The sequence below is a fragment of the Rossellomorea sp. DUT-2 genome (assembly GCF_052665285.1).
The window spans coordinates 808,918-828,708 of the sequence record NZ_JBQPEO010000001.1 but is presented as its reverse complement, the minus strand read 5'-3'; the positions used below and the strand labels follow the sequence as shown (position 1 = coordinate 828,708).

Below are 19,791 nucleotides of genomic sequence, written 5' to 3'. Positions count from 1 at the left end.
ATAATAAGAACCTTTCTAACGAATCCCATATAAGCTCCTGCTTATATAATAAAATACTTATATGCTTATTTCAACCGTTTTTCATATTTCTTTGGTTTTTGAGTGTATATTTTACAAAGAAGTATATATAGAAAATTCCTTGATCACTTGACCAAGGAATTTTTCAGATTATTACTTAATGGTTAACAGCTTTATCTAATCCACCCGGCTTGTTATGCACAGCCAATCTATCAATTAATTTATTACTTTCAGTATTCAGACCAATCAGATTTACTTTCACGCCATTCTGATAGTACTTGATAACGATTTTATCAATCGCTCCCACGGCAGAATCATCCCATAGATGTGTGTGAGTTAAATCCAGTGTTACTTCCTTCACATCTTCATTGAAATTAAAGCTTTCAACAAATTCCGTAACAGAAGCAAAGAACAATTGACCTGACACACGGTATACCTTCTTATGAGTATTTTCAGAAGCCATCGTAGTAATCTTCACTTTTGATATTTTGGAAGCGAAGAATATAGCACTTAAGATAATCCCAACAAGAACACCTTTGGATAAATCATGTGTAAACAATACAGTGACTACTGTTGCAATCATAACAAGACTATCTGTAATCGGCGTTTTGTGTAAGTTTTTCACTGAAGACCAATCAAATGTCCCAACGGATACCATGATCATAACTCCAACCAACGCGGCCATTGGAATTTGAACCAGGAAATCATTGAGCAAGAGGATTAAGATCATCAAGAAAGTACCAGCCACAAATGCTGATAAACGTCCTCGTCCACCTGACTTAACATTAATAACCGATTGTCCGATCATCGCACATCCAGCCATTCCACCGAAAAGACCCGATACGATATTCGCAATCCCTTGACCTTTTGCTTCTTTATTTTTATCACTTGTGGTATCTGTCATATCATCAACAATAGATGCAGTCAATAGAGACTCAACTAACCCTACAATGGCAATGGATAAAGAATATGGGAAAATGATTTGCAATGTCTCGAAGTTAAATGGAATATCTGGTATCAAGAAAATTGGTAAGGCTTGAGTAAGCTCTCCCATATCTCCAACTGTACGTACTCCACTTCCTGTCAGCACCGCGAAAACAGTCACAGCGATAATGGCTACTAGTGGTGATGGGACTGCTTTTGTAAAGCGGGGTAAAATGTATATAATCCCCAATGCACCAGCAACCATTGCATACATGATCCACGATTCACCAACAAAGTGTGGTAACTGTGAAGTGAAGATCAAGATAGCAAGTGCGTTCACAAATCCAACCATAACGGAACGTGGTACAAATTTCATTAAGCGGCCTAGTTTAAGGACACCCATGATAATTTGAATCACACCCGTTAGGATGGTCGCTGCTAACAGGTATTGTAAACCATGATCTGCAACCAACGTCACCATGACCAGTGCTGTAGCACCCGTAGCGGCAGAAATCATTCCCGGACGACCGCCTACAAACGCAATCACTACTGCAATACAGAAGGAAGCATATAATCCTATCATTGGATCGACACCTGCGATAATAGAAAACGCAATTGCCTCCGGGATCAATGCCATAGCCACGACAAGACCGGCTAACACATCTCCACGAATATTACCAAACCACTCATATTTAATTTTTTGACTTAAACTCATAATGCACCTCTTCCTATTATTTATGACTTTCAACTCTCATGAAAGTCGGGGCCGTTTAACACAAGGGACATTATATAATGGATGAATCGATTTGTGAAACAAGTATGAAAGCGCAAACATAACATTTTTTCTTTCATTTCCTCTTAATTTCACTATTTATCTACTTCAATTCAAAAACATGTAAAAAAATCTTCAATAACCTTAGAGGATATCGAATAATAATATAGAACTAAATACTAAACGCTTTCATCGGATGGAGGAATTGCAATGTTCAAACACATTCTTCTCGCAACAGACGGATCTGAACACTCCCTAAGGGCAGGAGAAAAAGCGATCGCTCTCGCAAAATGCCATGAAGGCGCTAAAATGGATATTGTTTATGTAGTGGACGGTAAGCAATCCAAGGAAGATGTTCTCCACCATTGGGGACTGGATGCAACAGATAAACGGAAGCAGAAACTGCAAATGATCGAACAAAAAGCCAAGCATGAAGGCATCGAGTATGAGATTATCTTTTTACACGGAGAACCGGGTCCGACCATTGTTGAACATGCAAACAAAAACAACTTCGATGCAGTAGTCATCGGAAGCAGGGGATTAAATGCATTTCAAGAAATGGTCTTGGGAAGTGTAAGCCATAAAGTCGCAAAAAGGGCTAAATGTCCCGTGATGATCGTGAAATAGAGAAAGACTTCCAAGTAGGAAGTCTTTCTCTATTTCATCCTTATACAAATAATCAAAAATCGCCGGTACTCGCTCTCTCCAGGCAATTTCATTATGTGGCTGAAAAATATGGAGAGTATATTTAAATAATTATTCCAACTTTAAAAGGGGCGTTTCCGTTAAGAAAGGACCCCTTTTGAGCAATTTTATTCACTTTCACTACGATTGTATGAACTTTCAGGAAGCGTGTCCCAGAAAGAAGTATCCGCATTTTCTATTGACCCGTAAGCAATAGCTTTTGCCGTAGCTTCTAAACTAATGACCGCTTGCTTAATAAGGTACCCATTACTCTTTTGACCCAGAACATAATCATCCCGATAATGATCAGCCATTCCTCTCATTTCAAAAAGAAGGGTTGCTATTCCATATTCAACCGCCAGTCCGTTACGGCTGATCGTCGGTGCCGTTCCCCCGATGTATTTGGACAAAGTACCGAATCCACGGTGTTCGACCGTGTTGTAAAGGACTGATCCGAGCTGTTTTGACTTTTCGACGACTTCAGGGTCTACATTTTCATTAGTAGGATAAAGAATTGATCCTGACACAAGCTCATCTGTATCTCCAAGCGTTGTTTCGGCTCCTTGATGATGAAGGTCGATCATATAATCAGGCTTGTATTTTTGAAGAACGTTTTCATGAAGAGCTTGTGTTTCCGGTTGTTCCCGGTCCACATGATCGCGATTTAGATCGACTTCGTTCGCATTATAGCGGGTGTGAGTTCCCGATACATAATCCTCTAGAGAGAAATTAACGTCCCCTTCTGCTCCGTCTACATTTAATCGCGGAGCAACCAATATATTTACGTTCTCGAGCATTTCTTTTACTTCTTTTGAGTTCGAAGTAAGGTGCTTGATGAACTGAAGAGCCCCTTCAGTCGTCAATGTTTCGTTCCCATGCTGCTGAGTTAAGTATAGGATCGTAGGGTTATTTTCATTTGTTCCAAATTTAGCAAGGTAAAGATCTCGTCCTTTGACGGATTGACCATATACTTCTAAAGAAAGAGCATCTGATCTTTGATCTAAATGTTGGAGCATGCTCGCCATTTCTTCATAATTATGAAGTCGCTCGTTTTTGATCGTCTCGTTTCCATTGTATCCTGGACCATTTGCAAGTACAGATGCACCCGGTGCAGAGTAAGCGATTCCTGATGCTACCAACACACCCGAAAGTGCACCAGCCATTAATTTTTTCTTCATTCTGTATTCCTCCTTTTATTTCGACTCCCTAATCTATTTAGAGATAAAAGGATTGAAACCCTTTTCTATTTGCAAAAATGAAACTATGGAACTGAAATACGGAGTAACGTTTGGATATAATTCCCTATGCATTTTCGGAAATTGTTGATTTTTGTCAAACTAATGGAGGGAGACTTTATGTTCAGTCCCTATTCCACATTAAAAAAGAAGCTAATGGAACATCAGCTTCTCAATTTCCAACCTATCCTACTGTCCATAAATCTTCCCTGAATCATCAACGTAAATGGTTTTAATGAAGGTTCTTTGGATCGTATTTTTGTCCTTGCTTCCTTCTATATCAATGGTCACATTATAAACTCCTTCTCCAAGCTTCGGAAGTTTTAAGGAGTCGTTCTTTGTTTTCACCTTGCTCTTCTTCAACTTACCATCCTTGTAATATTCAATGGTCATGACAGTTTTAAACCTTAGCTGACTGTCCTTGGCTTTCAAGCTGAATTCATCCTGAGCTACATGGATACTCAATGCATCATTCATCGAGCTTTCAAAAGACACATTTAAAAGATACTTTTCAGCCGAAGATGAAGATGCTTCAATCGTCCACTCCCCTGGTGTTGGATCTTGAACGGTAACCGTATGGTGATACGCACCGTTAAAGTATTCACTTTCATCCTTTTTTACCTTGAAGATAAAATTTGCTTTTTGACCGGGATCTTTCAGGATTAATTGTGATGAAGGGCTATTGCTTATCCAATCAAATGTTACGGACTGAGCCTCCTCTTCTACTACGACCTTTTCTTGTTTCTTTCCATTAAATTCTCCTCCTCTAACAAAAGAGGCAGCGTTCTCTGCATCGTTTGACTCGACCACACTTTGAGCGTTAAATTCTGACGTATTGGTCGCTTCATTCAAATAATTTTTGAACAAATTAAAGGTAGAGGAACCTTCTTTGATAGTGAAGTGATTCCAGTCCCCCACTCTCAGTTCTGTCCCATAGGGGAGTCTCGAACTACTGACTGTAACGGCACCATCGTTGCTTCCATAAGCTCTAAGATACAACCCACCCCAATAAAGAGAGCTTCCGAAGCTTCCCCATTTCGTCCCTCCAAACGTATAGATCGGATTTCTATTTACATTCGGATGAGGGTCCGTTTCAGAGCGGAAATAGCTCATATATCCTGTTTGCAGTGAATAAGTGGCATCATTCTTACTTCCTAGAATGCCTGTTAACCATCCTGCCCAGCTGCTATAAGCAAGATCTGCCAGCTGAGAACCATAATGTGGCGTGGAAAGGGTGATTACCCGTGCGACATACGGATAGGCACCATAGTGTACAAGTGCCGATTGCGTATCTATGCCCCCTTTACTGTGGGCCACTACCACTACCTTTTCACCGTAGTAATTGTATATGTCGCGAATTTTCTGGGACAGGAGGGCACCGTTATCCCACATATTCTTTGTTGGATACAGATCGATAAAAGCGGTTTCATAACCATTTTGATAGGCTGTGTCATACATATTATTTTCATTCCACCATGTGTTAGAAGAGCTATTTAATCCATGAACAAAGAGGATCGGATGCTTGGAAGGGGCCACATACGAGGGAGTTGTACCTACATACCACTGTCCGGGAACTCCAGAAGGATCACCCTTACCAAATGAACCTGCCTGGCTCCATGACGGCAGCAATAAAAATAGTGCTAAAACGGTCATACTAATCTTTTTAATCATACACTCTCTCCTTTTCCGTTGAAATAAACCTGTAAAGTATATCGCCGTATTTTATGATATATAACCGGCTTAACAGAATATGAGAGGAATGAACTATAAAAAATTCACAAGCGTGCCATTTTAGTAATTATGTATATATTACTTCCAACGAATTTTTCAGAAACACTAACTTATGCTCAAAGTTCACTCCCCTTTCTCTTTAATTCCCTGTTAAAATAATGGTATTACTAATAAATCGCGAGGAATGTACTATGCCTGATTGGTCCTACCACGGAATATTCAAACCCGTTTTATCCAAACTCCCTGCTTACGTGTCGAGAGAGATTATACATAGAGGAATGAGTACGATCGCTTCTCTCCCCCTGGGTCCTCACATTATCAATTTTTTGGGACGAGAAGAGTGTCCCCCCTATTTTAATAGACAAATTAAAGGGATAGAGTTTGTCAATCCTGTGGGTCTATCCGGTAAAATTGATCCGATATTAAACGGTACATCTGCATTTACCCATTTGGGATTTGGCTTTATTGAGATTGGTCCGGTAACGGTACAGCCAACACCAGAATCGTACCACCCCTTTATGAATCATAAAGAGCAGCGTATACAGTTCTCGGATCCCATTGAATCCATTGGTTTAGAGAAGACTCTTGAGAAATTAAAGAAGATTAGAAAAAAACAGCCCTTCATCTTTCGCTTGTCAGGGACACAGCAAGAATTATCTATGATGATGAATAGATTAGATGGATTTGCAGATGGGTATATTGTCGAAGGTGATGATATACATCCTAAGTTACATAGTGACAAACCGATTTTCATCTCAAATCCAACGTTGGAACTTCTTTACGAACTTAACGTTGAGGATATTACAGGAATCGTTGTAGAAGAAAATGAATTCAACGCTCTCCTTTCAACTGTTCGTTCATACAAAAAAGTAATCCCTGCTCTCTCAATCATCACTTCAGGTGGAGTTCATGAACCAGGTCAGGCACTCTCTCTGCTAAGTGCAGGTGCAGACCTCCTCCTCCTTTCAGATGGTTATGTCTTTTCCGGTCCCGGTTTAACCAAACGAATTAACGAGGCATTACTGGATGATTTGAACGATCAATTACCTCCTCCAAAGGGATGGAAATCTTACTGGTATTTTGGTTTATTTATTTTAATAGGGGGACTCTTAGCCTTCCTTTTTAGTTTAACGTCGGTGATTCTGCCATATGATGAGCATTACCTGGGGATGCAAAGGGAATCGATTTCTGGATTCAACGACCGAATTGTTAAATTTATGGCTCATGATCGGATGACGTTAGCAGGTACAATGATTTCTGGAGGGATTGTGTATATGCAGCTTTCCTTCCATGGTGTCAGGAGAGGTTTGCTATGGGCCAAACAGTCAATTGACATTGCTGCCACTACAGGATTTATGGGGATTTTCTTATTTATAGGTTATGGCTATTTTGACTGGCTTCATCTTTTATTTTGGCTCGTTTTGCTGCCTTTTTACGTATATGGCTGGCTTCATACAAGGGGGGTAAAAGGAACTCCCTCATCTGGAAATCGAAGGAATCATAATATATGGATGCAATCCCTTTATGGTCAGCTTGCATTTGTCGTACTTGGATTTTCTTTTGTTCTTGGAGGTATCATCATTTCTTACTTAGGGGTTACTTCTGTTTTTGTTCCGACGGATCTCCTTTACCTCTGTATGCCACCGGAGATTCTTCATGAATTCAACCAGAATCTCATTCCCGTTATTGCACATGATCGAGCAGGGTTCGGCAGCGCTTTACTAAGTGTCGGATTACTAGTCTTAACTCTCTCCCTTTGGGGCTTTCAGCAAGGAAACAAGTGGGTTTGGCGGACTCTTCTAATCGGGGGTCTACCTGCCTTTATTTCGGGGATATATATTCATTTTGCTATAGGGTACACCTCGTTTACACATCTTCTGCCCGCCTACTTTGCCATTGCCTTATTTTTGATTGGCTTAGTCAAAACCCATTCATTTTTTTATAAAAATAGGGATGATGATGAACGTTAGCTGTATCCATAGTGGATATGGCTTTTTTACATTCGTAAGTACCTTTTGTTAAGAGTTTGTAAATTTGCCGTCAAACCTTTGAATCAGTATATTTTTCATGTTATAGTCTTTTTATAAAATTTCGATATCGACTTTCGATATTGGATTTCGATTTGAATATTGGGAGGTGTTACATTGGAAGACAAAGTATTACGGAAACTTTTTCTGGGATTTATACAGATCCATATACTCCATCATGCCAAAGAAGAGCCGATTTACGGTACATGGATGTTAGAGGAATTAAGAGAACATGGCTACAGCATAAGCTCGGGTACACTGTACCCTATTCTTCACTCAATGGAGACTGACGGACTACTAACAAAAGAAGAGAAAAACGTGGAGGGAAAGATCAGGAAGTATTATTCGACTACAGATAAAGGCAATAAAGTACTCAGTGAAGCACGTGAAAAAGCCTATGAGCTATTTAAAGAAATCAAAGACTAACAAAGAAGGTGAAATATAATGAAAACATCTAGAAGTTTAAAGTCGCTGATTGAAATACTATTTATTTCTACAAGATTGGGGCTGACATCTTTCGGTGGGCCTGTTGCCCATTTAGGATACTTCCATGAGGAATATGTTCGCAGAAGAAAATGGATGGATGAGAGAAGTTACGCAGACCTGGTCGCTCTATGCCAATTTCTCCCGGGGCCTGCCAGCTCTCAAGTTGGAATGGGCATTGGTATTATGCGTGCAGGAGTGTTAGGAGGAATTGTTTCATTTTTAGGCTTTACACTCCCTTCTGTCATTGCATTGATTCTTTTCGCCATTATACTGCAAGGATTGGATGTGGCAGATGCCGGGTGGATACACGGGTTGAAGATTGTCGCAGTTACCGTGGTTGCTCATGCTATTTTAGGAATGGCCAAAAAGTTGACGCCCGACTTAAAACGAAAAGCGATTGCATTGTTCGCTTTAGTGGTCATTTTATTATGGCAAACGGCGTTTTCACAAATTGGGGTCATTTTTGTATCCGCATTTATTGGATTTATTCTTTTTAAGCAACATAAACCCGACGCTGAATCCCGGATTGACTTTCCGATTTCCCGTAGATTTGCAGTGATTTGTTTGTCTCTATTCTTCGGATTACTGTTTCTTCTTCCGTTCCTGAGGGAATTGACATCACTTGAATGGATCGCTTTATTCGATAGCTTTTACCGTTCCGGGTCATTGGTGTTTGGCGGTGGTCATGTTGTATTGCCACTTCTTGAACGTGAGTTTGTTCCTACCGGTTGGTTAACGGAAGAAGCGTTTTTGGCAGGATATGGTGCAGCACAGGCGGTTCCTGGCCCTCTTTTCACTTTTGCAGCTTATATTGGTGCTGTCATTAATGGATGGCAAGGCGGACTGCTTGCAACTTTCGCTATTTTTCTCCCGGCTTTTCTACTCATTTTAGGGACGCTGCCATTCTGGGATTCTCTACGTAGGAATCCTAAGATAAAAGGAGCTCTTATGGGAGTGAACGCAGCTGTTGTTGGAATCCTGATCGCAGCTTTCTACCATCCGATATGGACTTCCTCCATTCTTGCTCCACAAGACTTTGCCTTTGCGGCGGTTTTGTTTAGCATGCTGGTATTTTGGAAACTTCCACCTTGGATCGTCGTGGTCACAGGAGCAGTTGGTGGACTCGTTATGGGATTCATATAATTCATCTAGTAGACTGAGTTAGGTAGCTTTTTTAGAGTGCTGACTGAATAATGTAAAGAGATCCAGGCAATGCATGCCTGGATCTCTTTCATTTTATCTTTTAATAAATCGATACGTAAGATATGCAATATAAAGGGGTGTAGCAATGTAAATTAGATAGGGAAACTGCTCATAGGTCCCTTTGTAGATGACGAATAGTAATGCTCCAATGAAGAGAGTCACGATCGTTCCATACTTTGGTAAAGGCACTTCCTTGAGGCTCGGGATTCGTATGCGGCTCACCATAAGAAAACACATTGCGGTGAAAATGACGGTTGTCACGATATTTGGTATAAAGTCTCCAAATAGGGTGAGAATCGCCAGGATACCGCCCGCTGCCGTAATTGGTACCCCCACGAAATAATGAAGAGACGATTTCGGTGGACTGGTATTGAACCTTGCGAGGCGATAAGCTCCGAATAATGGAAATAACCCTGCCACGATAAACCCTAGTAAACCAAATTGAAAGAAATATGTATAATACACAAGAAAGGAAGGTGCAACTCCAAACGTAACAATATCAGCTAATGAATCCAATTCCTTTCCTAATACACTATCCGCTTGCAGCATCCTCGCCAGTCTGCCGTCCATGCTATCAAGCATCATGCCAATGATAATTAGTATTGCTGCGTTTTTAAATTGTCCGCTTGCGGCAAACCCAATTGATAAGAAACCGCAATACAGATTTCCCAACGTGACCATATTGGGTATTTTTTTCGTTAGTTTCATCTTTTATCCTCGCTCTGCCTAAAATTCTATTACTTCTAGGATAACATGTTACAGACTTTCTTAAAGAAATGTTGTAAAAAAAGTTCATGAAATCTTAAAAATTTATTTAGAATACTGAAAGTTGACCATACTATGTACTGAGTATGAAGTAAACGATAATTGGTGTTGATCTCATGATTAGAAAAAAGCTTCGTGAATGTAAATGTCTTACTCTAAAACTATTGCGTCTCAAAGATAGCTCTCACAGTATTGCATTGGGATTCACAGTTGGATTATTAATCAACTTCGTTCCCTCTTTTGGTATAGGTCCATTCATTTCCACAGCTTGTGCGAAGATGATTAAAGGGAATTCATTCGCTGGATTAGTAGGAGGGATCTCCTTAATTTGGGCTTTCCCTTTCTTCTTCTACTTAAATCTTATTGTAGGATATCTCTTCTACCCCATTGATGTAATGGATCCTTCTATAGACTACGCCAGTGAAGCAGTAGACGTAGGGGTGCAATTGGGAAAAGCATTCTTTATAGGGATGTTCATCAATATCCCCTTATTCGGTTTCCTCACTTACTTCATCATAAATTCCATTGTTAGAAAATACCGGGAGACGATGCTCGAGTATGTGCAGAAGAAGTGGAATTTATAGTCTTTTCCACTCTCTCTTTAACAATGAATAACAATAGAGGTCATAGTATTCCCCACGAAAAAAATGCTTGTCTCTGTAAATCCCTTCTTTTTTAAATCCAAGCTTCTCCAGGACACGGTTGGAGGAATGATTTTCTGGTGCTACATAAGCCTGAATCCGATTAAGACGTAAAAATTCAAACCCGTATTCCTAGCATTTTTCCACGGCTTCACTCATATAGCCTTCTCCCCAAAATTCCTCAGCCAAATCATACCCTATTTCCGCAATATGATTATAGCGGTCCCACAAGTGAAATCCGACGGTTCCCATTATAACTCCATCCGCTTTCCTTATGATCCCCCAGCGATTATGGTTTTTGTTTTCACAATAAGTATTCCACTCTATATAGTTATTGGCCTCATCAATATTCGAATACAATTCCTCGTCATAGAAAAACTTACACACATTTTCATCTGAATACAAGTTCAAGATAAAATGTGCATCATTTAGTCTAAGTTCTCTTAAACGTAAACGGGATGTTTCCATTTCACGAAAATTTTTTGTCCCCTTCACTGTAATCCCCCCTATTATTAAAAAATGATGAAACTCTTTCATGGTTTTATTCGTATACTCTACTATGAAGATTCTACCTTAACATTATCACACTCTATACTAATCCATCTCGATTTTTGTTATAATTTAACTATTAAGTAACGAATACGATTAGGAGAAAAAGGAGGATTGTCATGACTGGAACCATTGCTGTTATCATGATTTTTTCAATACCCATCCTCGGAATCATTACGGACCATTTCCAAAAACAATCCAAGCTAAAGCAAAAAATGATAGAAGACCAACTGGAACTGGAAAAACTGAAGCACGAAAACTTTGTGATTGAAACCCAGAAAATGAGACTCGAATTAGAACAAATGAAACTTCAGGATCCTAAGGAAAAAACGCAAATTTTATAAATAAAAATGCCAGGATTTCCTGGCGTTTTTATCTGTCTGGCTTTATAGATCCACGGCCAGTTGAGTTATATTATTTTATCCTCCGTAAAAATGCCGCTTGACTTTAATGCTTAAAAGCGTTTAAGATATAAAGCATCTTGATCATACATATATGTGAAGAGCTGTGATGGATTTGAAGTAGTGATTTCCTTCCTGTTTTAGAGAGCTAGTGGTGCTGGGAACTAGTACATAGGAAAATCATGAATTACGTTTCTTGAGCTTCTTGTTCTATAGTGGAACAAGACGGTTATTGTCCGTTATCAATTTGAGTGGTAAGTAATTCGCTTACAACAAGGGTGGTACCGCGATCTTATTCGTCCCTGCTGATTTTTTCAGCAGGGATTTTTTGTATGCATAAACTTTCACACATAAAAGCGTTTAAGCACTAAATAACATTCAGAAATAAGGAGAATTTAATATGAACCAAACCATTCCGAGTCATTTACGGCCATTTGTAGCTGAGCAGCATTACCATTCCTACACCCCTATCAATCATGCCGTTTGGCGTTATGTAATGAGACAGAATCATCATTTTTTGGAAGATACTGCACATGAAGCATTCACAGAAGGATTAAAAGCTTCCGGTATTAACATACACGAAATTCCTAAGGTCAGTGATATGAACCGACACTTAGCGAAAATTGGCTGGAGGGCAGCGATTGTAGACGGTTTGATCCCTGGTACAGCGTTCTTTGATTTTCAAGCTCACGGTATTCTCCCAATAGCAACGGATATTCGTCAAAAATCGAATATTGAATATACCCCTGCTCCTGATATATTGCATGAAGCAGCCGGACACGCTCCCATTCTGTTTGATGAAACCTATTCCCGATTTGTAAAGATCATCGGCAATATCGGAGCGAACGCTTTTGCCACTGAAGAAGAACACGAAGCTTTTGAGGCAACCAGGCATTTATCCATTGTGATGGAGGATCCAAGCTCCACATTGGAAGAAATTGAAGGAGCAAAGCAGGCGTTAATTGAAAAGCAAGAGGCTGTTTCAGGTCTTTCTGAAGCAGAACAAATTTCGCGAATCTTTTGGTGGACAGTGGAATTCGGTTTAATCGGGGATCTTCATCAACCGAAAATCTTCGGTGCAGGACTGCTGTCATCGGTTGGAGAAAGCAAACACTGCTTATCAAGTAAAGTGATCAAACGACCGTTCACAATCGAAGAAGCCACTCTAACCAGCTATGATGTTACCTCCATGCAAACTCAATTGTTTGTTTGTGAAAGTTTCGAACAACTCATTGAAGAAGTAGAAAGATTCGGTGAGACCATGGCTTTTCGTAAAGGTGGAACTGAAGCGATTGATAAAGCGATTCGGTCTAACCAACTTGCTCATATCGAATATAATTCGGGTTTACAAATCACCGGTACTTTCAAAGAAGCAATAAAAAATGAGCGAGGTGAAGCAATCTACGTCAAAACCGTTGGGCCTACTTCACTTTCCATCCAAAACGAACAACTGGATCATCATGGGACAGATAATCATGCAGAAGGCTTTGGTGCTCCTATAGGTATCCTTCAAGATGGCACCATCCTTGAGAACCAGACCAAAACGGATTTAAAGAAGATGGGCATCGAGACGAACAAAATGATGCAAATGACATTTGATGGTGGAATTGAAGTGTCTGGACATGTGACGAATCTCGTCTTTCATCATCACCGTCTTGTCCTCATATCCATTGATGAATGCTTGGTGACTTTGGGTGAAGAAATTTTATTCCACCCTTCGTGGGGGACATACGATTTGGCAGTAGGCAGTGAGGTCGTTTCAGCGCGGCCACATGCGGCAGACTATGATGCTTTCTTCGGCGACACTCCTCTTATCGAAGAAGAGAATGTGGGATCTGCTGATCTTACACCCTTAGACAGCCTCTTCAGAGAGGTCAGAGAACTGAGAGAAGTATCCTTTTCCACAGATCTTACTCATAGTATAGTAGGAAGACTTAAAGAGGATTTCCCTGAAGAGTGGCTGCTTAGACTTGAAATCATTGAACTTCTGCAGATTCACGAGCCTGAATCTCAGTTAAAGGAAGATCTTCTGAAAGACTTATACGTTTTAAGTAAGCAGGATCGGTTTGCACGTCTTATTCAAAATGGTCTTGATGTCATTTTTGGTAGGAAAGGAGTTACAGTATGAAGAAGTTAAGTGAAGCTGCCATTGCTCAAAATCTTGAAACTCTTGAGAAATGGCGTTTAATAGAAGAGAAATGGATTGAACGGCGCTATCGATTCAAGGATTACCTTGAAGGAATACGGTTTGTTAACAAACTGGCAGAGGCAGCCGAGGAAGTGAATCACCATCCTTTTATAACGATTCAATACAAATTGGTTATTGTAGAGTTAACCTCTTGGAGTGAAAATGGTCTGACGGATTCGGACTTTGATTTGGCCATTCAGTGTGAAAAACTGTATAAGGAAATGGTGTAAGCAAAAGAGACGGTCCCAAGGGGCTGTCTCTTTTGTTCATTGTACCTTATTCCAAATACTCTTCCGTCAAACTTGAGCTCAAATATCTTGCCATACCCGATTTCAGTTTCTTCATACCATGTTTTCTATAAAACTCTTCATTACCGGTTGTCGAGATTAACTGAACGCAGGAAACATCTTTTAACTGCTCTAATAGGTCACTCAAGATGAGACTGCCGATTCCATCTTTTTGATACTCTAAGTGAACGACCACATCATAAATCGCGGCATTGAACACTCCATCCGTTAAAGCTCTTCCAACTCCAATGACCCTTCCATCACTAATAGCCAAAGTTACAATGTCACTTCTTTGAAAAACCTTGGTGATTACTTCATTTGAGTGCTTCAACCATCCTGCTGACTGGTACACTTCACATATCTCATCCAGCATATTCGAATCAAATTTGTGATGAATCTTGATCTCCATTATTTTTCACCTTTCCTATTGCAACCAATCCGATCACTCATATTCATAAAATCATAGTTATATTCATCTTCTCAAAATCTCGTCTCTTCATGATTTATCAGCGTTCCCTGCTTCTGACCAGAGCATATTTTCTCCATGATTCCTGCCTGGTCGAAGTTAAAAATGTGTACAGGGAGTTTATAGTCTCTTGCTAACAGCAGAGCTGATTGATCCATGACTTTAATATTATTCGTTACAACGTCATCATAATTTAAATTGTGATACATCTTCGCGTTTTTATTTCGTTTAGGGTCACTCGTAAAAACACCATCGACCCCCTGCTTCGCTACCAGGATGGCCTCACTATTCGTTTCGATGGCTCGCTGAACGCTTGGATAATCCGTCGTTACGAAGGGTTGACCGTTTCCACCCCCGAAAATAACAATGTATCCTTTGTCAAGATGGTGAACGGCGCGAAGACGAATATACGGTTCGGCAACCGTTGAAACAGGGATAGAAGTCATCACTCGAACTTCTTTGTCAGTCTTACTTTTCAACACACCTCTAAGCATCAGACTGTTGATGATGGTTCCGAGAGTTCCAATACTATCCGCTTCTACCCTCTCTATTCCCCATGTATCTGCCAAGCTTCCCCGAAAAATATTGCCGCCACCCACAACTAAGGAAACTTCAATCCCCATATTGACGATCGACATGATTTCGCCTGCAATGTGATCAAGCTCTTCAGTCCCAAAATTATTTCCTTCCTTATCCGCCAGCGCTCCACCACTTAATTTAATTAATACACGCTTGTATCTCATCTATATTCCTCCCCTGGACATAAAAAAAGAACTAAAAAGGGAATGAATACCCTTTTAGTTCTTTTTATAGGAGAAGAAATGCTGATATATGATTGTTGATTGATTAACATTCCTTCTCCCCCTCTCTCACTATTCAGAATTTTCCTTCTCTAATTGTATAGAAAATAAAGGAAATGTTCAAGTGAATTTTTTTATTTAGTTCGCCCTACTACCCAAGTCATTTACCTCTTCTTGTAATTTCAACATAACTTCTTTTATCTTCACCATACCTACGTTTCCTTCCTTCCTCTTCCGTAACGAAATAGTATCACTCTCGACCTCCTTGTCTCCTATTACCATCATATAAGGAACTTTTTGCATCTCTGCTTCCCTGATTTTCAGACCGACTTTTTCTACGCGATCATCGACATCTACCCTAAACCCTTCTCTTTCTAATTGAGACTTCACACTTTGAGCATATTGGAAGTGTGCGTCTGAAATCGGAAGGATTTTGATCTGGTGGGGAGCTAACCAAAGTGGAAAATCTCCTCCGAAATGTTCAATGATGATTGCCATAAAGCGTTCAATCGAACCGTAAATGGCTCGGTGAATCATAATCGGTCTGACTGCTCCATTGTCTTCATCAATATATTCACAACCGAATTTTTCAGGCATTTGGAAATCAAGTTGAACCGTACCACATTGCCAGCTTCGACCAAGAACGTCCAATATATGAAAGTCTATTTTCGGCCCGTAGAAAGCACCGTCTCCTTTATTGATTCGATAATCGACGCCTCTCTCTTTCAATACACCTTCCAGATCTTCTTCAGCTTTATCCCATATTTCAACGGAGCCCATAAAATCTTCCGGGCGGGTAGAAAGCTCGACCTTATAGTCAAACCCGAATTTGCTATAGAAAAGATCGATAATATCCAATACTTTATGAAGCTCCGATCGAATCTGGTCTTCCCTTACAAATAGATGAGCATCATCCTGTGTGAAGGAACGGACTCTCAGTAATCCACTTAATGAACCCGATAGCTCATGTCGATGAACTAAACCTAGTTCACCGTAACGAAGGGGTAACTCCCGATAACTTCTTCTCTTGCTTTTATAGATCAAGACTGCCCCTGGGCAACTCATTGGCTTTATCGCATATTTCTGATCATCTACCTCTGAGAAATACATATTCTCATGGTAATGATCCCAGTGGCCCGACTTTTCCCATAGCTCCTGCTTCATCATGATGGGAGTCCTAATCTCCTGGTATCCTGCTTTCCGATGTTCTTTCTTCCAAAAGTCTTCTAACTCATTTCTTAATAGCATTCCTTTCGGTAGATAAAAAGGCATCCCGGGTGCCTCCTCCATCGATACAAATAACTCCAGCTCCTGACCTAGTTTCCTGTGATTTCGTTTTTCCACTTCAGATTGAATTGACATTTTGTTTCCTCCCAATCATTTTTTATATAGAAAAAACCGCATTCATCCCTGTCAAGGGACGAATGCGGTCGTGGTACCACCCTATTTCCGAAGTGCTAAACAAAAGCCCTCCGCTCAAAGTTGATAACGGTTTTCCCGATTATGGATACTGACATTTCACCATAATAGCTCCAAGGTGGTAAATCATTTCTTTTTCTTCAGGGCTCTCAGCCACGTGACCCTGTTCTCTGGTAAGAAAAACAGCAAATGATTCGTGTCCTCTTCATCACTTTTTTATTCAATTAATAAAAAGACCGCACCCATCCCTAACCAAGGGACGAGTGCGGTCGTGGTTCCACCCTAATTCAGAAGTGTAAAATATTACTCTTCGCTTAAGTAAGATAACGGTTTTCCCGATTATGGATACTGACATTTCACCATAATAGCTCCGAGGTGGTAAATCATTTCCTTTTCTTCAGGGCTCTCAGCCGGTGACCCTGCTCTCTGATCAAGAAAAAGCGGAAAGACTCATGTCCTCATCTTAGCTTTCGTATAGTATATTCAATTCAGAATAAATTTGTTATTGAAATTATATGGTAGTATTTTCTAACTGTCAAGAGTGATTAAATAAAAACAATAAGAATAATCGCAACAAGGACAAGTCGATAAATCGCAAATGGAATTAGCTTGATTTTATTGATCACCTTCAGGAAAAAGTGTATCGACAGATAAGCAAATAGAAATGCACTTAAGAACCCAACCAATAGAAACGGTAAAAACTCAGGGGTAAAATACATCCAGTTCTTCATAAGAGAAAGCGAACTTGCTCCCAACATGATGGGAACCGCCATAATGAATGTGAAATCTGATGCTGCCCGGTAGCTCAATCCTAGTAATACTCCTCCAGATATGGTGGAGCCTGACCGCGAAAAACCTGGCCATAATGATAAGCATTGAATAAGCCCGATCACCAGCGCTTTTTTATGTGTTATCCCATCGACGTTTTCCACTGTGACGCTTTTGGGACGAAACAAATCCGCTGCAATCATGAGGAAAGCACCGATCGTTAAACCAGCCAGAACTGTATTAAGCGAAAAAAGGTGCTCATCTATATAATCCTCAAATAACAAGCCTAGAATCACTGCGGGTATTAATCCAACCAGTATGTGAGTTAATTTTAAATTGGATGATTTACTTGCGGTACGGTGATTAAATCCGAGTAAATCTTTAAATCTCTCTCTAAATACAATGACAACTGCTAAAATTGAGCCTACTTGGATCACAACTTTGAACGTATTTGCCGGATATTTACCCAGTATTTCTTTCGATTGGATCCATAAATCGTCTACTACAATCATATGGCCAGTGGAAGATACAGGAGCAAACTCCGTTAACCCTTCGACCATACCCAATATGAATGCTTTTATTAACATGATGACGTCCATTTATCATTTCTCCTCTATCGTTTAATCATACTGTGTGTGAATATGACAGTCATTAAAGATAGTTGGAGTGATATTTCACGATGACCCCAAACCCGGTTGAATCCCCTCTATAATGGGAATATAGTCCGTCATTGGAAAGAGTGGGAAGAATTAGAGTCAGAATTCTTTTAAAAGGAATTTTGCTTTTATCTTCTATTTTCTTCGTCACTAAAGAAGAAGTTAAAGAGAAAGAATCATCGTCAAGATAGGCAATTTGAGCTTGATCCTGAATGACCTCTTCTCCCCTATGAGCCTGAATATCGTTTATCTGCTGGAAAATTCCAAAAGAGCAAAATAGTACAAGCAACATGATTTTCTTCACTCTTTTCCCCCCCTCGTGATAATCTAGCTTATCATACTATAACCGACAGGGGACGACAATAAGGAATTACTGAACAGAACACTTCCTATGTATCATTTGTATCATTAGCCTAAAAAATCATGTTCAAGGTCAAATCAATAAAAAGTACAGTATAGAGCTTTCCTATACTGTACTTCTCTCTTACAACTAATGAATGTCTTTCTTCTTAAACCTCCCGCCCCTTACCTCTGCTATGTCCGCAATGGCTAGAAAAGCGGAAGGATCATGTTCTGCAACGATATCTTTAAGTTTCGCCTCCTCCAGACGAGTGATGACACAGAATATGACTTTTTTGTCGTCTCCTGAAAAGGCCCCTTCTCCTTTCAAATAGGTCACTCCTCTCCCCAGTCGGTGTAAGAGGGCATCACCAATCTCCTTGTAATTTTCACTTATGATCCAAACCGATTTGGATTCATCCAGTCCTTTAATAGTAATATCAATCATTTTAAATGCTACATAATAGGCCAGAAGTGAATACATGGCTCTATCCCAGCTAAACACAAATCCGGCGGAAGCCAGAATAAACAGATTGATGAACATTATGATTTCACCAACAGAGAAGGGCAGCTTTTTACTTGATAAAATAGCAAGGATTTCCGTACCATCCAGAGATCCACCGTAACGAATGACCATACCCACTCCTATTCCGAGAACGATGCCGCCGAATAAAGAAGCCAGCAGAATATCTTGTGTGAAGGCAGCTACCGGATGAAGAAATGTCGTTGAAATCGATAATATGATAATTCCATATAATGTTGAGAATGCGAAGGTTTTTCCGATTTGTTTATATCCGATGAAGAAAAAGGGGATGTTGAGAATAAAGATGAAAAGACCAAGTTTAACGCCTGTAATATGGGAGAGCATAATCGAGACGCCAACGATTCCTCCGTCAATGACCTGGTTCGGGACTAGGAATATTTCAAGCCCAACCGCCATGATCATCGCCCCGATGGTAATGAGGAAAGCTCTCTTCACTACCTCTTTTAGGGGAATCTTCTTATGCTTTATTTTCACTTGCTGCAATTGATCTATTACCTGTCCTTCAATCATTCTCGTTCCTCCTCCTAAGATTAACATCCCGCGACAACTACTGAACTCATCTCATTGGAACCAAAATGATCTATGTAACATACACCAAACCAATCCATCAAAGCCCACAAAAACCGGCTTGTATAACTTATATATTCTATTTTCACCTTCAAAATACCTGCTAAAAGTGAGGGACGGACCTCTAATAGAGCACCATCCGCCTTTCATTTAAACAACGAAAATCTTGTTTTAATCATATTATTCAAGTTATCCAGCCATTTTCTATTAATAATTTCAAGGTCCGTCCCTCATCTAATTGTAAGATTTGACTCAAAGGGGAAAATGCAGTATTTTTAATACTTGTATATTCAAATTTTGGATAGGCTGGAACTGTTTTCT

At 40.0% G+C, this 19,791-nt stretch carries 18 protein-coding genes, 1 pseudogene and 3 other annotated features; of the genes and pseudogenes, 8 read left to right on the top strand and 11 right to left on the bottom strand.

Annotated elements, in window-relative coordinates:
* Positions 1-175: 175 nt before the first annotated feature.
* On the bottom strand, positions 176-1,657 hold the full coding sequence (locus tag ACOSV2_RS04130) for a SulP family inorganic anion transporter (protein WP_428974023.1): 1,482 nt from the start codon (positions 1,655-1,657) through the stop codon (positions 176-178).
* 267 nt (positions 1,658-1,924) lie between these two features.
* Between ACOSV2_RS04130 and ACOSV2_RS04125 the strand changes: the two genes are divergently transcribed.
* Positions 1,925-2,341 carry a universal stress protein gene (locus ACOSV2_RS04125; protein ID WP_428974022.1) on the top strand — a complete coding sequence of 139 codons (417 nt, stop codon included), beginning with the start codon at positions 1,925-1,927 and terminating at the stop codon, positions 2,339-2,341.
* A gap of 185 nt (positions 2,342-2,526) precedes the next feature.
* On the opposite strand, the gene ACOSV2_RS04120 is transcribed toward ACOSV2_RS04125, so the two are convergent.
* Together ACOSV2_RS04120 and ACOSV2_RS04115 are read right to left on the bottom strand one after the other, a co-directional pair.
* A complete protein-coding gene (locus ACOSV2_RS04120) occupies positions 2,527-3,576 on the bottom strand; it encodes a M14 family metallopeptidase (protein WP_428974021.1) in 1,050 nt (349 codons plus the stop codon).
* Positions 3,577-3,822: 246 nt separating this feature from the next.
* Positions 3,823-5,304 (bottom strand): lipase family alpha/beta hydrolase, encoded by a 1,482-nt coding sequence (locus ACOSV2_RS04115; protein WP_428974020.1) that lies wholly within the window; start codon positions 5,302-5,304, stop codon positions 3,823-3,825.
* A 251-nt stretch (positions 5,305-5,555) separates the two neighbouring features.
* Between ACOSV2_RS04115 and ACOSV2_RS04110 the strand changes: the two genes are divergently transcribed.
* From ACOSV2_RS04110 to ACOSV2_RS04100, 3 genes are all read left to right on the top strand, one after another.
* Positions 5,556-7,334: a dihydroorotate dehydrogenase gene (locus ACOSV2_RS04110; RefSeq protein ID WP_428974019.1), complete on the top strand. Its 1,779-nt coding sequence runs from the start codon at positions 5,556-5,558 to the stop codon at positions 7,332-7,334.
* Between the two features lie 174 nt (positions 7,335-7,508).
* Positions 7,509-7,817: a PadR family transcriptional regulator gene (locus ACOSV2_RS04105; RefSeq protein ID WP_428974018.1), complete on the top strand. Its 309-nt coding sequence runs from the start codon at positions 7,509-7,511 to the stop codon at positions 7,815-7,817.
* An 18-nt stretch (positions 7,818-7,835) separates the two neighbouring features.
* Positions 7,836-9,020, top strand: coding sequence for a chromate transporter (locus ACOSV2_RS04100; protein WP_428974017.1), 1,185 nt, complete (start codon positions 7,836-7,838; stop codon positions 9,018-9,020).
* A gap of 93 nt (positions 9,021-9,113) precedes the next feature.
* Here ACOSV2_RS04100 and pssA read toward each other — a convergent pair whose 3' ends face one another.
* Positions 9,114-9,788, bottom strand: a complete 675-nt coding sequence (gene pssA / locus ACOSV2_RS04095; RefSeq protein WP_324748259.1) for a CDP-diacylglycerol--serine O-phosphatidyltransferase — start codon at positions 9,786-9,788, stop codon at positions 9,114-9,116.
* A 173-nt stretch (positions 9,789-9,961) separates the two neighbouring features.
* Here pssA and ACOSV2_RS04090 point away from each other — a divergent pair, with 173 nt between their 5' ends.
* A complete protein-coding gene (locus ACOSV2_RS04090; RefSeq protein WP_428974016.1) occupies positions 9,962-10,429 on the top strand; it encodes a DUF2062 domain-containing protein in 468 nt (155 codons plus the stop codon).
* Here ACOSV2_RS04090 and ACOSV2_RS04085 read toward each other — a convergent pair.
* Positions 10,424-10,954 (bottom strand): annotated as a pseudogene (locus ACOSV2_RS04085) (GNAT family N-acetyltransferase). The gene ACOSV2_RS04090 and the pseudogene ACOSV2_RS04085 overlap by 6 nt on opposite strands.
* A gap of 200 nt (positions 10,955-11,154) precedes the next feature.
* Between ACOSV2_RS04085 and ACOSV2_RS04080 the strand changes: the two are divergent.
* The 3 genes from ACOSV2_RS04080 to ACOSV2_RS04070 all read left to right on the top strand — a co-directional run bounded on the left by ACOSV2_RS04080 (position 11,155) and on the right by ACOSV2_RS04070 (position 13,854).
* On the top strand, positions 11,155-11,379 hold the full coding sequence (locus tag ACOSV2_RS04080) for a hypothetical protein (RefSeq protein WP_299741187.1): 225 nt from the start codon (positions 11,155-11,157) through the stop codon (positions 11,377-11,379).
* A 154-nt stretch (positions 11,380-11,533) separates the two neighbouring features.
* Positions 11,534-11,743, top strand: a binding site (T-box leader).
* Between the two features lie 93 nt (positions 11,744-11,836).
* Positions 11,837-13,564 carry an aromatic amino acid hydroxylase gene (locus ACOSV2_RS04075; protein ID WP_428974015.1) on the top strand — a complete coding sequence of 576 codons (1,728 nt, stop codon included), beginning with the start codon at positions 11,837-11,839 and terminating at the stop codon, positions 13,562-13,564.
* Positions 13,561-13,854: a 4a-hydroxytetrahydrobiopterin dehydratase gene (locus ACOSV2_RS04070; protein ID WP_428974014.1), complete on the top strand. Its 294-nt coding sequence runs from the start codon at positions 13,561-13,563 to the stop codon at positions 13,852-13,854. Before ACOSV2_RS04075 ends, ACOSV2_RS04070 begins: the two co-directional genes overlap by 4 nt.
* Positions 13,855-13,900: 46 nt before the next feature.
* On the opposite strand, the gene ACOSV2_RS04065 is transcribed toward ACOSV2_RS04070, so the two are convergent.
* The 6 genes from ACOSV2_RS04065 to ACOSV2_RS04040 all read right to left on the bottom strand — a co-directional run bounded on the left by ACOSV2_RS04065 (position 13,901) and on the right by ACOSV2_RS04040 (position 19,413).
* Complete coding sequence (locus ACOSV2_RS04065) at positions 13,901-14,320, bottom strand: GNAT family N-acetyltransferase (RefSeq protein WP_428974013.1); 420 nt, start codon at positions 14,318-14,320, stop codon at positions 13,901-13,903.
* Positions 14,321-14,391: 71 nt separating this feature from the next.
* Positions 14,392-15,120, bottom strand: a complete 729-nt coding sequence (gene pyrH / locus ACOSV2_RS04060; protein ID WP_428974012.1) for a UMP kinase — start codon at positions 15,118-15,120, stop codon at positions 14,392-14,394.
* A 195-nt stretch (positions 15,121-15,315) separates the two neighbouring features.
* Positions 15,316-16,539: a threonine--tRNA ligase gene (gene thrS, locus ACOSV2_RS04055; RefSeq protein ID WP_428974011.1), complete on the bottom strand. Its 1,224-nt coding sequence runs from the start codon at positions 16,537-16,539 to the stop codon at positions 15,316-15,318.
* Between the two features lie 51 nt (positions 16,540-16,590).
* Positions 16,591-16,814 (bottom strand) — a binding site (T-box leader).
* 34 nt (positions 16,815-16,848) lie between these two features.
* Positions 16,849-17,070: a binding site (T-box leader), on the bottom strand.
* Positions 17,071-17,141: 71 nt separating this feature from the next.
* Positions 17,142-17,963, bottom strand: coding sequence for an undecaprenyl-diphosphate phosphatase (locus ACOSV2_RS04050; RefSeq protein ID WP_428974010.1), 822 nt, complete (start codon positions 17,961-17,963; stop codon positions 17,142-17,144).
* A 52-nt stretch (positions 17,964-18,015) separates the two neighbouring features.
* Positions 18,016-18,324 carry a hypothetical protein gene (locus tag ACOSV2_RS04045; protein WP_428974009.1) on the bottom strand — a complete coding sequence of 103 codons (309 nt, stop codon included), beginning with the start codon at positions 18,322-18,324 and terminating at the stop codon, positions 18,016-18,018.
* A gap of 186 nt (positions 18,325-18,510) precedes the next feature.
* On the bottom strand, positions 18,511-19,413 hold the full coding sequence (locus tag ACOSV2_RS04040; protein ID WP_428974008.1) for a YitT family protein: 903 nt from the start codon (positions 19,411-19,413) through the stop codon (positions 18,511-18,513).
* Positions 19,414-19,791: the final 378 nt, after the last annotated feature.

Coding starts and splice junctions, on each gene's coding strand:
- ACOSV2_RS04130 (WP_428974023.1), bottom strand. CDS start 1,657: ATGAGTTTAAGTCAAAAAATTAAATATGAGTGGTTTGGTAATATTCGT.
- ACOSV2_RS04125 (WP_428974022.1), top strand. CDS start 1,925: ATGTTCAAACACATTCTTCTCGCAACAGACGGATCTGAACACTCCCTA.
- ACOSV2_RS04120 (WP_428974021.1), bottom strand. CDS start 3,576: ATGAAGAAAAAATTAATGGCTGGTGCACTTTCGGGTGTGTTGGTAGCA.
- ACOSV2_RS04115 (WP_428974020.1), bottom strand. CDS start 5,304: ATGATTAAAAAGATTAGTATGACCGTTTTAGCACTATTTTTATTGCTG.
- ACOSV2_RS04110 (WP_428974019.1), top strand. CDS start 5,556: ATGCCTGATTGGTCCTACCACGGAATATTCAAACCCGTTTTATCCAAA.
- ACOSV2_RS04100 (WP_428974017.1), top strand. CDS start 7,836: ATGAAAACATCTAGAAGTTTAAAGTCGCTGATTGAAATACTATTTATT.
- pssA (WP_324748259.1), bottom strand. CDS start 9,788: ATGAAACTAACGAAAAAAATACCCAATATGGTCACGTTGGGAAATCTG.
- ACOSV2_RS04090 (WP_428974016.1), top strand. CDS start 9,962: ATGATTAGAAAAAAGCTTCGTGAATGTAAATGTCTTACTCTAAAACTA.
- ACOSV2_RS04080 (WP_299741187.1), top strand. CDS start 11,155: ATGACTGGAACCATTGCTGTTATCATGATTTTTTCAATACCCATCCTC.
- ACOSV2_RS04075 (WP_428974015.1), top strand. CDS start 11,837: ATGAACCAAACCATTCCGAGTCATTTACGGCCATTTGTAGCTGAGCAG.
- ACOSV2_RS04070 (WP_428974014.1), top strand. CDS start 13,561: ATGAAGAAGTTAAGTGAAGCTGCCATTGCTCAAAATCTTGAAACTCTT.
- ACOSV2_RS04065 (WP_428974013.1), bottom strand. CDS start 14,320: ATGGAGATCAAGATTCATCACAAATTTGATTCGAATATGCTGGATGAG.
- pyrH (WP_428974012.1), bottom strand. CDS start 15,120: ATGAGATACAAGCGTGTATTAATTAAATTAAGTGGTGGAGCGCTGGCG.
- thrS (WP_428974011.1), bottom strand. CDS start 16,539: ATGTCAATTCAATCTGAAGTGGAAAAACGAAATCACAGGAAACTAGGT.
- ACOSV2_RS04050 (WP_428974010.1), bottom strand. CDS start 17,963: ATGGACGTCATCATGTTAATAAAAGCATTCATATTGGGTATGGTCGAA.
- ACOSV2_RS04040 (WP_428974008.1), bottom strand. CDS start 19,413: ATGATTGAAGGACAGGTAATAGATCAATTGCAGCAAGTGAAAATAAAG.